Here is a 13,007-nt window from a genome sequence, read left to right as displayed (position 1 = left end):
GTTCCCGCAAGAAGACTTGCCGGTTCCCTGTGTGGTGCGGCACCGTGGCGGGAGCGAACGGAAGGGGATCTGGAATGAGCGCGGTGGACTGGGACGAGCGGTACGCGAGCCGGGAGCGGCTGTTCAGCGGCAGGCCGAACGAGGCGCTCGTGGCCGAGGCCGCGGGCCTCGCGCCGGGGCAGGCGCTCGACGCCGGATGCGGTGAGGGCGGGGACGCGATCTGGCTCGCCGAGCGGGGCTGGCAGGTCACCGCGATCGACGTCTCGCGGGTGGCCCTCGAACGCGCCGCCGCGGCCGGGGCGCACGTGGCCGACCGCATCGCCTGGTCGCGCGGCGACCTCGCCGCCGCTCCCCCGCCGCCCGGGTCGTTCGACCTGGTCACGGCCCACTACTTCCCGATCCTCCGGTCGAGCGGCCCGGCCGCGGTCGACGCGCTGCTGGCGGCCGTCGCTCCCGGAGGGACGCTCCTCGTGGTCGGCCACGCCCGGCCCGCGCCGGGGCACGAGCCCGAAGGGTTCGACTTCGACGCGTACGTGCACCCCGCCGACATCGCCCGCCGCCTCGGCGGCGGCTGGCGCATCGAAGCCGACGAGACCCGCGAGCGCCGCACCCCGCCTCCCGAAGGCGCGCACCACACCCACGACACGGTCCTGCGCGCCCGCCGGGAATCCGCCTGACAATGGACTGATGCGCCCCATGAAGCACGGCTACACCAACCGCACCGTCGGCGGCGCGGCCGGCGTCGTCAAGCACTACCAAGGGCCCGACGCGGCCGAGCGGCAGGAGACCGAGCGGCGGTTCGTCGCCGCTCTGCAAGGGCGCCTTCCGGTTCCGCAGGTCGTCGGGGCCGAGCCGGGCGTGCTGCGGTTCTCGTTCGTCGAGGGCGTGCAGGGCCAGGAGCTCATCGACGCGGGCGCGGCGCGGGCGGTACTGCGCTCCGCGGGCGCAGTGCTGCGGCGCCTCCACGACCTGCCCGCGGACGTCCTCGGCACGCCGCAGGGCCGGGTCGCCGTCCACGGGGACTTCGGGCCGAACAACCTCCTCCTCGATCCCGGGTCGAACGAGGTGACCGCGCTGATCGACTGGGAGTTCGCGCATTTCGGCGCAGCGGTCGAGGATCTCGCCTGGTGCGAGTGGATCGTGCGCACGCACCATCCCGCGCATGCGGGGGACCTCGACGCCTTCTTCGACGCCTACGGCCCGGTGCCGCCGTGGGAGGCGCGGCAGGCCGAGATGGTCGCCCGCTGCGAAGCGCTCGAAGCGTTCTGCCGGCGCTGGGACCCCGACGGCGCGGGCGTGCGGCAATGGCGGGAGCGCCTGGAGGCCACCGCCGCGTGGACCGAATGAGGGCGGGGCGGGGGTGGTCCCCCGCCCCGCCCGCTCCCTACTCGTAGAAGCGCACGTAGTCGAACGTGGCGGTCAGGCCCTCGCCGGCCATCGACACCAGGCCGATCTGCGGGTCGACGCCTTCCGGCAGGTGCCAGACGCCGCCCCAGGTGTAGTCGACGCCGTCGCGGCTCGTGGCCGCCTGGAACAGGTGCTCGCCGGTGTCCGGGTCGACGGTGTGGCGCAGGCGCAGCCACAGGTCGTCCGCGGCGGTGCCGACCTGCATCTCCGGCCACGGGTTGCGGTCGCGGCCGATCCACAGGAGCACCTGCCCGGACGGGCCGTTCTTGACGGGCGCCAGGTGGATCGAGCTGGACGGGGTCTGGAACGCGACGAGGCCGGCCTGCGGCCGCTGCGACTCGTCCGTCGCCGGGTCCTCGGAGATCGGCAGGTGGAGCTTCGCCTCCACCGTGTACGTCCCTTCCGGAGCATCGTGGAGGAGCGCGGACGCCATGGCGCCCTTGCCGCTCAGGTCGGCGTCCTGCGTGGGCCACACGTACGAGCCGTCCTGGACCTGCCCGTCGGGGGCGCCGAACCACTCCCAGCCCGCCAGGTCCGCGTCGTCGAACTCCTCGCCGAAGAGCAGGTCGCCGACCTCCGGGTCCGCGATCCGCTCGGTGACGGGCTCGTAGAGCGCGGTCGCGCCGAGGTTGTCGACCTGCGCGGCGCCGCGGGTCGAGGCCGCGCCGCCGGGAGTCCAGTCGGGGACCTCGACGTCGAGTTCGGCGAGCGGCATCCCGAGGAGCGAGGCGCTGAGTTCGACATGCGCGGCGCCGCCGTCGATGACGGCGGTCAGCGAATGCCAGGCCGACAGGTCGAGGCCCTCGTAGGCTTGGGACGCGGCGCGTTCCACGATCCGGCCGTGGCGCTTCACCTCGACGGTGAGCAGGCCCGAGACATCGATCCAGGCGACGGCGTTGTTGCGGGAGTCCTGGTAGCCCAGGACGAGTCCGGCGCGGCCGCGGTCGTCGGTGACGCGCACGTCCGCCTCCAGGCGGACGTCGCCGGAGGGCCCGTCGTCGGGGAGCAGGAACGACGGCGTCGGCGAGTTCGCACCGCCGGCGGCGAAGCCGCCGGAGAGGTCGTCCTCGCCGGTGGTCCAGCGGCCGGGCCCCTCAGCGGTGAACCCGCCGAGGCCGTCCTCGAAGCGGCTGCCCGCGTCCCACGCGCCGACCGGGGCGGTCTGCGGGCCGTCGCTGGACCAGGCCCCGGCGTTGACCGTCGGCCAGCCGTCGATCCAGTCCAGGCGGTCCATGAGGGTCGGGCGCCCGCCCCAGGTGAGGTCCTCCTCGAAGCGGTCGAAGCCGTTCACGAGGATCCACTCCTGGCCCGAGTGGTCCACGACGTTCGCCGAGTGCCCGGAGGCGACCCAGCGGTTCCCGTTGGGCGAGTTCACGATCGTGCCGCCAGGGTAGAGGCCGGTGAGGCTGTCCCCGTCGCGGTCGGTGAACGGGCCCAGCGGGCTGTCGGAGCGGCCGACGAAGACGGGGTAGCCGCCCTTCTCGCGCTCGCAGCAGCCGAGACCGGAGTAGAAGAGGTAGTAGAAGCCGTCGCGCTTGACGACATAGGGCGCCTCGCCTTGGCGGCTGCCGACGACCTGCACCGAGTCGCCCACGGGCGCGGTGCCGTCGGCGTTCAGCTCGACGGCGCGCACGCCCGCGTCCTTGAACGAGCCGTAGTAGAGGTACTTCGTGCCGTCGTCGTCCACGAACAGGGCCGGGTCGATCTGGTTGGCGCCGTCGTCCTCCTCGATGACGGGGCGGCCGATGTCGGTCCACGGCCCGGCCGGGGTCGGCGCGGTCGCCAGCCCGATCTGGTTCCGCGGCCCGCCGCCGCCCGCGGCGGCGTAGTAGAGGTAGTAGAGGCCGTCGATGTAGCGGACATCGGGGGCCCAGTAGTAGGTCTTCTCGAAGTCGCGCCACTCGGGGTGGTTGTCGCGGCCGAAGACCTCGCCCACGTACTCCCAGTCGACGAGGTCGAGGGAGCGCATGATCGGCATGAAGTACTGGTCGTCCCAGGGGCCGCCGCGGTTGTCCTTGCGCAGGCTCGTCTGGGTCGCGTACGCGTACCAGTAGCCGTCCTTGCCCTGGATGATCGACGGGTCCGAGAACGCGTCGGCCAGGTCGTCCATGACGTGGTTCTCGTAGGTGCCCGGCGCGTCGCCGGGGTCGGCCGCGACCGGCGGGCCGACGGCGAGCAGGCTCAGGACGGCCGCGGTCGCGACCGCCATTGTGGATCTTCGCATCAGGGGGTGCCTCTCTTTCAGCGGGTTCACTGGGGCAGGACGGCGAGCGCGGCGATGCGCCACATCTGGTTGAGCCCGCTGCCGGTGAGGGTCAGGGACACGGTGCGGCCGTCGGCGCCGCCGTCCAGGTCGAAGGAGAACCAGGTCATCGCCCGCGCCGGCAGGGTGGCGGGGCCGGAGCGGCCCAGTTCCCCGCCGTCCTCGGACACGACGGTGATCGCCGAGTCGGTGAGCGGGTCGCCGGTGAGGATCCAGACCCGGTGCGGCCCTCCGGGAATCGCGAGGTCGAGGGTCCGTTCGGCGGTGGCGACGACGAGGTCGCGGCGCAGCAGGTCGGTGTTGCGCCGGTCGCGGGCGCCGGGCCGCGGACCGTTCCAGCCGTAGCCGCGGTCGGCGTCCCAGTCGCTCTCGGGCGTGAGGGCCGCGTAGCCGGGGAGCACGGCTTCCGCGTCGGGCCCGGCGTCGAGGGCGAGCGCGGCCCGGGCCGGGTCGGGGGCGGCGACGACCTCGACGAGCCTGCCGGTTTCGAGCTCGGCGCCGTCGGCGTGGACGGTGAGCGCGAGGCGCTTGATGGCGGGGTCCGGTCCGGCGGTCACCGGGACGGCGATGTCCTGTTCGGACCCTGCGGGGACGGTGACCGTGACCGGCTCGCTGGCCCAGCCGTCGGGAACGGCGACCTCGACCGTGACCTCCGCATCGGTGTCGCCGCTGTTGGCGACTGCCGCAAGGACCTCGTACGTGCCGCCGGTCCACCAGACCGGTTCGGCGGTGGCGGCGTGGACGCGCACGGGCGGAAGCGGGGCGTCCGGGTCCGGGATGACGAGCGCGGCGAGCTTCCACCAGTCGTCGATGCCTTCGAACCGCAGGTCGACCGGGCCGCCGCCGTCGAGGTCCAGGTCCACCCAGGCGAACGAGCCGGACGGGAGGTCGGGAGTGGTGGCCTCGGTGTCGCCCACGGTGATCGTGAAGGGCCGGCAGCGGGCGCCCCGGTCGCCGATGAGCAGCTGGGCCGTGTGGCGCCCGGCCGGTACGGCGATGCGGAGCGTGCAGGCGCTCGCGTGGCCGACGAGGTCGGCGGTGAGCGGTTCGAGGACGTTCCGGTCGCGCCCGTTCGGGGTCGGGCCTGAGATCCAGCCGAAGCCTTGGGCCTCAGACCATGTCGTCGCGGGAGTGAGGCGCCGGTAGCCCGGCTGCACCGGTGAGCCGTCGGTCCCGGCGTCGAGGGCGAGGTGGCAGCGCTGCCCGGCGGGCGCGACGAGGAAGCGGAGCCCGCGACCTCCGAGCAGGGTCCCCTCGGGTGCGATCTCGACGTCGACGGGGCCCTCCCAGCCGCGGAGGGGCGGTTCGACGGGGAGGACCGCGGTGGCGGTCTCGCGCGAGGGGACGTCGAGTGCCGCTGCGCCCCAGTCGCCTTCGGCGGGCGCGAGGCGGGCGGTCAATTCGCGCGCTTCGCCGCTCGCATTGGTGACCTCGACGGCGACGCGGTTGCCCCACCCGCCGACGAGGACCCGTTCTCCGGGGACGGCGACCTGGGTCCAGGACCGGTCCTCGTCGAGGACGCGGCCGAGGTCGAAGAAGAACGCCACGATCGCGTCGCGCCAGGTCGTGGCGTGGCCGATCTGCGCGGCGAAGGCGTCGGCCACGGCCGCGAAGCGCTCGGGGTCGACGCGTCCGGCGAGGCCGGCCCAGGCGTCGGCGAACTCGCGCACGCGTTCCACCCCGAGGAAGTGCGTGTCGTAGAGGTGCTGGATGACGGTGGCGCCGGAGCGGAGCCGATGGTCGTAAGGCACCCAGTGCATGAACAGGAGCAGTTCGTCGGGCACGGTGTCGAGGTCCTCGTAGACCTCGGTCCACGCGTCGGGGTACAGGCCGGTGAAGCCGGTGCCGGTGGTGACGGTCCGGTCGAAGCCGGTGCCCGCGCCGGTGCTGTGGTGGGACTGGGTGACGGTGCCGACCGGGTCGGGGTCGAAGTGCGCGCCGCCGGGGTTGCTCAAGTAGCCCATGCCGAGCGGCGACGTGTAGTCCTCATAGGTGCGCCACGAGTCGAGCAGGATTCCGGCGACCGCGGCGGTGTCGGCGGGGCCGAGGCCGAAGGTCATGCGGATCCACTCGGCGGCGAGGTCGCACGGGTCGGCGCCGGTGGACCAGGCGAGGCGTCCGAAGGCGTAGCTGTTCGCGGCCCCGAGGTCGTAGCCGGTCCAGTTGTCGTCGTCGCCGAAGTTGGAGACTCCCGCGAGCCCGGCGCGGTCGGCGGCCATGATCTCGGCGACCGTGGGGCCGGTTCCGGGCCCGCCCGTGGGGAAGTCGAGGACTTCACGCCACATCGGAGCGAGGTACACCGCATGCCCGGCCTGGCCGGTGTACTCCTGGGTGATCTGGAGTTCGGCGGTCTGGTTCGTGTTCTGGAGCGTGCCGAACAGGGGGTGGACGGGTTCGCGGACCTGGAAGTCGATGGGGCCGTTCTTGGTCTGGACGATGACGTTGTCGTCGAACTCGCCGTCGAGCGGCGCGAACACGCGGTGCTGGTACTCGGCCCAGTCGCCGAAGTCCTCGTGGACGAAGGACCGCCACACGATGAGGCCCTCGTGCGGGGCGACGGCGCGGGCGAGCATGTTGGCGCCGTCGGCGTGCGTGCGCCCGTAGTCGAGCGGGCCGGGGCGGCCCTCGGAGTTGGCCTTGACGAGGAACCCGCCGAGCGCCGGGATCGCCTCCTTGACCTCGGTGATCTTCGCGCTCCACCAGGCCTGGACCCGCGGGTCCGCGGGGTCGGCGGTGGTGATCGGGTCCTCGTCGTCCGCGGTGAGGACGATCGGGCTGGCGTAGTTCAGGGACAGCCACGGGCTGATCCCCCAGGTCGCGAGCATCGCGCACAGCGGAGCGAGCTTCGCGAGCATGGGCGCGTCGATGAACGCCGCGTCGGCGTTGACGTTGTTGAGGACCGTGGCGTTGATCCCGATCGAGGCGGTGAGCCGCGCGTAGTCCGTCATGCGCTGGGAGATCTCGGGAAGCGCGTCCCAGTCGAATATGGAGCGTCCGGCGTAGCCGCGTTCGACCGAGCCGTCGAGGTTGTCCCAGTGGTTCAGCATCCGCAGCTTCAGGTCGGGGGTCTCGGTGGCGTCGAGGTCCGCGGGCGCGATGCCGTTCTGGAGCATGCGGATCAGGTGGAACGAGCCGTAGAGGACGCCCGCGGGGGCGTTCGCGGCCACGATGACGCGCTTGACGCGGCGGCCGGAGCGCTCGACGCGGATCGCGAAGCCCTCCGGTCCGAGGGCGTCGGCGTCGTCGATCCGCAGATGCGGCGACGCGTCCGCGGTGCCGATGACGAGGGTGCCGTGCTCCCCCGACCAGCCGCTGGCGGGCTCGGTCCCGGTGAGGCCGGTGAGCGCACGGCGGACCTCGGCCTCGGCATTGGCGATGCGCGGGTCGTCGCCGAAGGCGGCGACGCGTTTGAAGGTGGCCCTGAACTGGGCGAGGAGGCCGGGGTCGGCGGGCCGGCGGTAGCGGAGCCAGAGCGGCCCGTCGGGTCCCGGAGTCTCCTGTGCCTGTGCGGCCCAGGGCGATACGGCGGTGGCGAAGGCGAGGGCGCCCGCGGTCAGGGTGCCGGTCCGCAGCAGCCCGCGGCGCGTCGGCCGACCGGGCCCGTGTGGTGACGTCATTGTCAACTCCCGTGTGAGGGTATGCGCTTTCTCAAGGTGTCGGGGATCGTCGGTTGACGGAGCAGGGGCTAGGCGCGGGCGCGACGCCGTGCCGCGATGAGCGCGACGGCGAGCATGCCCGGTGCGATGACGATGAGCGGCAGGAACATCCAGGCGACGACCGCGGCGACGCCGAGTCCGATGAGGACGTAGGCGGTGCCGACCGGGTCGGCGGCCGTGAGTACCGCGGCCTCGTGGAAGAGGTCGCGCCAGTCCGCGGAGGGCTCCCACAGGGAGGCCGCCCGCGCCGCGACAGTCGCAATGGCCAGGGCGAAGACCGCGCTGACGACCGCGAGGGGCATCCCGCCGGGGACGAGGCCCTGGACGCCGAGCGCCACGTTCAGGCCGAGCAGTGCCACCGCGAGCGCGGTCAGTGCGCTTGCGGCCCAACCGGTCCGGAAGGCCCTCCAGGCGGACGTCAGGAGGTCGCCGAGGCCGTCGCCGTGGTCGGCGGCGTGGCGGTCGAGGTGGCGGGTGCCCGCGGCGACGGCCGCAAGGGCCGTCGCCAGCGGGAGCGACAGAGCGGTGACCACGAGGCCGACCACGATCATCTCGCCGAACAGGCCGAGCGCACCGCCGCCGAAGCGGACGAGGTATTCCGCCGGGGCCCGGCGCTTCGGGGCGGTGCGCGCGCTCATCCCTTGAGCCCCTGGGTGGCGACGCCGCCGACGAGCTGGCGCTGGAAGGCGAAGAAGAACAGCAGCACCGGCAGGAGCGCCAGGATCGCCATCGCCATCTGCGCGCCGTAGTCGGAGGTCGAGGTCTGGTCCACGTAGAGCCGCAAGGCGAGCGGCATCGTGTACATGCCGGGCTCCTTGAGGTACAGCAGCGGCCCGAAGAAGTCGTTCCACGACCAGATGAACGCGAAGATCGCGGAGGTGACGAGCGCGGGCTTCATGAGCGGCAGGATGATCGAGAAGAAGATCCGGGGGTGGCCCGCGCCGTCGATGACGGCGGCCTCGTCGAGTTCGCGCGGCAGGCCGCGGATGAACTGGATCATCAGGAACACGAAGAACGCGTCGGTGGCGAGGAACTTGCCGAGGAGCAGCGGCCAGTACGTGTTGATCATGCCGAGGTTGTTGAACACGATGTACTGCGGGATGATCACGACGTGGAACGGCAGGAGCATCGTGACGATCATGCACACGAAGAAGAGGTTCCGGCCGCGGAAGGCCACGCGCGCGAACGCGTAGGCCGCGAGCGAGCACGACAGCAGGATGCCGACGACTGAGCCCGCGGCGAGGACCAGCGAGTTCAGGACGAAGGTCCAGAAGGAGATCCCGCCGATGCCTTCGAGGGCCTTCGCGTAGTTCTGGAAGCCCCCGTTCGCGGGCAGGAGGCTCACTTCGCCGATGATCTCGCTGCTCGGCTTGAAGGAGCTCATGAGCATCCACACCGCGGGGTAGAGGATGACCACGAGCACCGCGAGTGCGAAGGCGTGGAACAGGATCGAGCCGCGGGTGCGGCGTGCGTTCTTCTTTCGGCTCATCGGTCGTCTCCCGAGTAGTGCACCCACGATTTCGAGCTGCGGAACAGCAGGAGGCTGATGAGCCCGACGACGATCACGAGCACCCAGGCCATCGCGGACGCGTACCCCATCTGGAAGTCGCGGAAGCCGCGGAAGTAGAGGTACAGCGTGTAGAACAGGGTCGACTGGGCGGGGCCGCCCGAGCCGTTGGAGATGATGAACGCGGAGTTGAAGATCTGGAACGCGTGGATCGTCTCCAGCAGGAGGTTGAAGAACAGCACCGGGGACAGCAGCGGGATGGTGATGTTCCAGAAGCGGCGCACGGGTCCGGCGCCGTCCACTTCGGCGGCCTCGTACATCTCGGTCGGGACCTGCTTCAGGCCCGCGAGGAAGATGACCATGGGGGCGCCGAACTGCCACACGGTGAGCAGGATGAGCATCGGGAGGGTGCGGCCGGGGTCGCCGACCCAGCCGCCCGCCGACGCGTCGGGGCCGCCGAAGACGGAGCCGATCTGCGCCACGATGCCCTCGTCGATGAACATGGCCTTCCAGACGATCGCGATCGACACGCTGCCGCCGATGAGCGAGGGCAGGTAGTAGGCCGACCGGTAGAAGCCCTGGCCGCGCCGGGAGTTGTGCAGGAGCAAGGCGACTCCCAGCGCGGCGGCGAGCTTGATCGGGGTGCCGAAGACGACGTACAGGGCGGTGACCTTGGCGGCCTGGTGGAAGTTCGAGTCCGTCAGGAGCCTTTGGTAGTTCTCGATGCCGACGAACTCGGGGGCGGTGAAGAGGTTGTAGTCGGTGAACGAGAGGTACAGGGAGGCGATCATCGGCCCGGCGGTGAGGCCGAGGAACCCGATGAGCCAAGGGGAGAGGAACGCGTATCCGGCGCGGGTGGAGCGGTCGCGGGCGCGTTGGCGCGTCGCGGTCATCCGAGGAGCATGTCCATTTCGGCGAACAGCTCTTCGGCGAGCTGCTCGGTGTCGATGTCGCCGTAGAGGAGCTGCTCGTGGAGCTCGCCCCACTTGGCCTCGATGGAGCCGTAGCCGGAGGGCAGGAGCGGGTAGCTCTCGGTGATCTCGTCCGCGACGGCGTCGAGGTAGCCGAAGTCGACGGAGTCGGAGACGGACTGCTCGACGGCGGCGCGGCCCTCTTCGGTGGGCGGCGCGCCGAGGGAGGCGCCGAAGATGGCCTTGACCTCGGGCGAGTTCGCGAGGAAGTCGACGAGGACGGCGGAGGCGTCGGGCTGGTCGGAGTTCGCGGCGACCGACAGGAGCATGCTCGGGTGATCGGCGAGCACGTGCTGGCCGTTCTCGGTGGGGGCCTGGACCATGCCGATGTTCTCGGTGCCGATGTCGCTCATGGCCTGGGCGACGGTGGTGGAGAAGTTGAACCAGAGCGCGGCCTCGCCGCCGAGGAAGCCGCCGAGCGGGTCGAGGGCGACGGTGCGCTCGATCGGGTAGAAGTCGCCGTTGTCGCGCAGGTCGGCGACGGAGTCGAGGTAGTCGACGACGTCCTGCTCCTCGAAGGCCGGGCGGCCGTCCTCGGTGAAGACGGGCTCGCCCTCCTGCATGCGGGAGTAGATGAAGCCGGGGAGGCCGCCGGTGTAGTCGGAGGCGCCGTAGATCCGCGGGTCGTGCGAGGCCCCGGCCTGGTTCACCTGGAGCACATAGGCTTCGAGGTCGTCGAGGGTCATGTCGTCGGTCGGGTAGGGGACGCCGAGCTCGTCGAGCAGGTCCTTGTTGTACATCATGGACCAGGCGTTGTAGCCCATGGGGACGCCCACGAGCTGGTCGTTGACGGTGCCGGACTGCAGGAGGGTGTCGGCGTAGCCGCTCGTGTCGAGCAGGCCGCCCTGGTAGGCGCCGAGGTCGAGGAACAGGCCCTTGTCGGCGTACTCGCCGAGGTAGCCGGCGTCCATCATGAGGACGTCCGGGAGGGCCTGGCCGGCGGCCTCGGTGTTGCGGGCGGTCCAGTAGTCGCCCCAGGCGTTGAAGTTGCGCACGACCTCGACGTTCGGGTACTCCTCGTTGAACAGGTCGAGGGCCTGGTTCATCCAGTCGGCGCGCTCTTCGTTGCCCCACCAGGTGAAGGTGATCTCGGCTTCGGTGTCGGCGGCGAACGAGGTGGCGGCCTCGTGGGTGCCGCCGTTCGAGCACGCGGCGAGCCCGAGCGCCGCTGCGGCGCCGAGGGCCGCGAGCGTCTTCGTTCTTGACATGGATCCTCCTCAGTGGCTGGACTGGTGGCGTGCCGGGATAGTTCAGCGTTGAACTAAGGCGGATCCAGTTCAACGCTGAACTATTTTGGCGAACGCTATCACACACCCCTCGCGAGGGGCAACGGCCGATATGGAACGGGCTAGTCCCCGCGCACGAGCGCGCGGAGCCGCTCCATGGGGAGCTTCGGCTTCCGCTCGGCCGTGAGCAGGCCGTTGACCTCCTGGAGCGTGTCGGTCAGCTGCGTCCAGCACCAGCCCGCGAGCCCGGTCCGGCGGCCGCGGCCGATCGAGGCGCCCTGGACGGCGCGGAGGATGTCGCCGACGCGGCGGTCGAAGTCCTCCGCGCTCGAAGCCTCGGAGTAGCCCCAGGCCTCCTCGGATGCGGCGCCGGGCGCCCACTTGACGCCGCCGAACTCGGTGAGCATCACGGGCTCGCCGCGGTCCTCGGTGCCGTCCAGGCGGATGCGGCGACCCGACGGGCCGATCCCTTCGAGGGAGGCCCGCAGGTCGGCTTCGGGCACGTCGTAGCGCGCGGTGAGGACCGCGCCCTCGGACTCGTAGTCGTGGACGGTCCACAGGTCGGAGGTGCCGAGCTCCCAGCCGTCGTTGGAGATGACCGGCCGCGAAGGGTCGAGGGCCTTCGTCAGGTGGTAGAGCGCCTCGGCGAACGCGCGCTGGTCCCCGCGGGACGCGAGGTGCTGCACGCCCCAGGACTCGTTGAGCGGCACCCAGGTCACGATCGACGGGTGCGAGGCGTCGCGGCGCACCGCCTCGGTCCACTCGCGGGTCGTGCGGACCACGGCCTCGTCCGAGAACGTGTAGGTCGCGGGCATCTCGCCCCAGACGAGGAGCCCGAGCCGGTCGGCGTGGTACAGGAAGCGCGGGTCCTCGATCTTCTGGTGGACGCGCACGGAGTTGAAGCCGAGCTCGGCGATGAGCTCCGCCTCCCGCCGCAGCGCCGGCTCGGGGGCGGCGAGGTGCGTGTCGGGCCAGTAGCCCTGGCTCAGTACGGAACGCAGAACCACGGGCCGGTCGTTGACGAGGAACCGGCCGTCGGCGACGGCGACCGAGCGGAGGCCGAGGTAGCTCGCCACGGCGTCGTCCCCCACGGCGATCCACGCGTCGAGGAGCGTCGGCGACTCGGGCCGCCACAGCAGCTGCTCGTAGTGCTGGCCGTTCTCCTGCCCCGCGAGGGGGACGGTGACGGCGACCTGGGCGCCCCCGGCGCGGGCCTCGGCCTCGCCGATCACCTCGCCCTCGTGGGCGATCCGCACGCGCACGGCGGCGTCGGTGCGGCGGTTCAGGGTCACCTGCGCGGTGGCGGTGCCGCGAGTGAGGTCGGAGGTCCAACGGACGCCGGTGATGTGCAGGGCCGCAACGGATTCGAGCCACACGGGCTGCCAGATGCCGGTGGTGCGGTGGTACCAGATCGCGTGCGGCGACTCGTGCCAGTCCTGCTTGCCGCGCGGCTGCGCGATGTCGAGCGGGTCGTCCTCGGCGCGCACGACCAGGACGCCCGGCCCCGCGCCGAGATGGTCGGTGAGGTCGAGCGCGAACGGCGTGTGCCCGCCCTCGTGGGACCCGACCAGGCGCCCGTCGAGCCACACGCTCGCGCGGTAGTCGACGGCGCCGAAGTGGACGATCAGGCGGCGGCCCGCCTCGTGCCCGACCGCGGCGAGGTCCGCGGCGGCGAGTTCGCGGCGGTACCAGACGACCGGGTGGAACCCGGTCTCCCCGACCCCGGACGCCGCGGACTCAGGCGGGTACGGGACGGTGATCGACCGCGGCAGCGCCCGGCCGTCGCACCACCCCTCCGCGAGGCCCCGGTCCTCGTCGTCGTGGGCGAAGCCCCACTCCCCGCTCAGGTCGAGGAACGACTCCCGCAGCAGCTGCGGGCGCGGGCGGGCGACCTCCTGGCGGCTCGCGCGGATGCCGGACACCGGCGACTGGTTCTTCATGTTCACGACTCCCTCATCGGTATAGTTCAACGTTGAA

Annotated in this window: 9 protein-coding genes; 2 read left to right on the top strand and 7 right to left on the bottom strand. The window is 71.8% G+C overall.

The genetic code is table 11. The annotated features are described in order from the left end of the window. The first annotated feature begins 74 nt into the window (after positions 1 to 74). Positions 75 to 677, top strand: coding sequence for a class I SAM-dependent methyltransferase (locus tag WA640_RS11205; RefSeq protein WP_335987726.1), 603 nt, complete (start codon positions 75 to 77; stop codon positions 675 to 677). 10 nt (positions 678 to 687) lie between these two features. Further along, complete coding sequence (locus WA640_RS11200; RefSeq protein ID WP_335987725.1) at positions 688 to 1,347, top strand: aminoglycoside phosphotransferase family protein; 660 nt, start codon at positions 688 to 690, stop codon at positions 1,345 to 1,347. A 37-nt stretch (positions 1,348 to 1,384) separates the two neighbouring features. Here the strand turns inward: WA640_RS11200 and WA640_RS11195 are convergent, their stop codons facing one another. From WA640_RS11195 to WA640_RS11165, 7 genes are all read right to left on the bottom strand, one after another. Next, positions 1,385 to 3,631 (bottom strand): family 43 glycosylhydrolase, encoded by a 2,247-nt coding sequence (locus WA640_RS11195; protein WP_335987724.1) that lies wholly within the window; start codon positions 3,629 to 3,631, stop codon positions 1,385 to 1,387. Between the two features lie 26 nt (positions 3,632 to 3,657). Continuing rightward, on the bottom strand, positions 3,658 to 7,287 hold the full coding sequence (locus WA640_RS11190) for an alpha-glucuronidase family glycosyl hydrolase (protein WP_335987723.1): 3,630 nt from the start codon (positions 7,285 to 7,287) through the stop codon (positions 3,658 to 3,660). A gap of 68 nt (positions 7,288 to 7,355) precedes the next feature. Further along, positions 7,356 to 7,964 (bottom strand): hypothetical protein, encoded by a 609-nt coding sequence (locus WA640_RS11185; RefSeq protein ID WP_335987722.1) that lies wholly within the window; start codon positions 7,962 to 7,964, stop codon positions 7,356 to 7,358. After that, positions 7,961 to 8,815 (bottom strand): carbohydrate ABC transporter permease, encoded by an 855-nt coding sequence (locus WA640_RS11180; protein ID WP_335987721.1) that lies wholly within the window; start codon positions 8,813 to 8,815, stop codon positions 7,961 to 7,963. The genes WA640_RS11185 and WA640_RS11180 overlap by 4 nt, the downstream gene beginning before the upstream one ends. Then, positions 8,812 to 9,726 carry a carbohydrate ABC transporter permease gene (locus WA640_RS11175; protein ID WP_335987720.1) on the bottom strand — a complete coding sequence of 305 codons (915 nt, stop codon included), beginning with the start codon at positions 9,724 to 9,726 and terminating at the stop codon, positions 8,812 to 8,814. The genes WA640_RS11180 and WA640_RS11175 overlap by 4 nt, the downstream gene beginning before the upstream one ends. Beyond that, positions 9,723 to 11,012: an ABC transporter substrate-binding protein gene (locus WA640_RS11170; protein WP_335987719.1), complete on the bottom strand. Its 1,290-nt coding sequence runs from the start codon at positions 11,010 to 11,012 to the stop codon at positions 9,723 to 9,725. The genes WA640_RS11175 and WA640_RS11170 overlap by 4 nt, the downstream gene beginning before the upstream one ends. A gap of 140 nt (positions 11,013 to 11,152) precedes the next feature. Continuing rightward, a complete protein-coding gene (locus tag WA640_RS11165; RefSeq protein ID WP_335987718.1) occupies positions 11,153 to 12,970 on the bottom strand; it encodes a glycoside hydrolase family 2 protein in 1,818 nt (605 codons plus the stop codon). Between the last annotated feature and the right edge of the window lie 37 nt (positions 12,971 to 13,007).

The sequence above is a fragment of the Glycomyces sp. MUSA5-2 genome (assembly GCF_037034145.1).
GTDB lineage: Bacteria > Actinomycetota > Actinomycetes > Mycobacteriales > Micromonosporaceae > Glycomyces > Glycomyces artemisiae.
The sequence above is the reverse complement of the archived record's forward strand: the minus strand, read 5'-3'. Positions and strand labels throughout refer to the sequence as shown.

Coding starts and splice junctions, on each gene's coding strand:
- WA640_RS11205 (WP_335987726.1), top strand. CDS start 75: ATGAGCGCGGTGGACTGGGACGAGCGGTACGCGAGCCGGGAGCGGCTG.
- WA640_RS11185 (WP_335987722.1), bottom strand. CDS start 7,964: ATGAGCGCGCGCACCGCCCCGAAGCGCCGGGCCCCGGCGGAATACCTC.
- WA640_RS11195 (WP_335987724.1), bottom strand. CDS start 3,631: ATGCGAAGATCCACAATGGCGGTCGCGACCGCGGCCGTCCTGAGCCTG.
- WA640_RS11170 (WP_335987719.1), bottom strand. CDS start 11,012: ATGTCAAGAACGAAGACGCTCGCGGCCCTCGGCGCCGCAGCGGCGCTC.
- WA640_RS11200 (WP_335987725.1), top strand. CDS start 688: ATGCGCCCCATGAAGCACGGCTACACCAACCGCACCGTCGGCGGCGCG.
- WA640_RS11165 (WP_335987718.1), bottom strand. CDS start 12,970: ATGAAGAACCAGTCGCCGGTGTCCGGCATCCGCGCGAGCCGCCAGGAG.
- WA640_RS11180 (WP_335987721.1), bottom strand. CDS start 8,815: ATGAGCCGAAAGAAGAACGCACGCCGCACCCGCGGCTCGATCCTGTTC.
- WA640_RS11175 (WP_335987720.1), bottom strand. CDS start 9,726: ATGACCGCGACGCGCCAACGCGCCCGCGACCGCTCCACCCGCGCCGGA.
- WA640_RS11190 (WP_335987723.1), bottom strand. CDS start 7,287: ATGACGTCACCACACGGGCCCGGTCGGCCGACGCGCCGCGGGCTGCTG.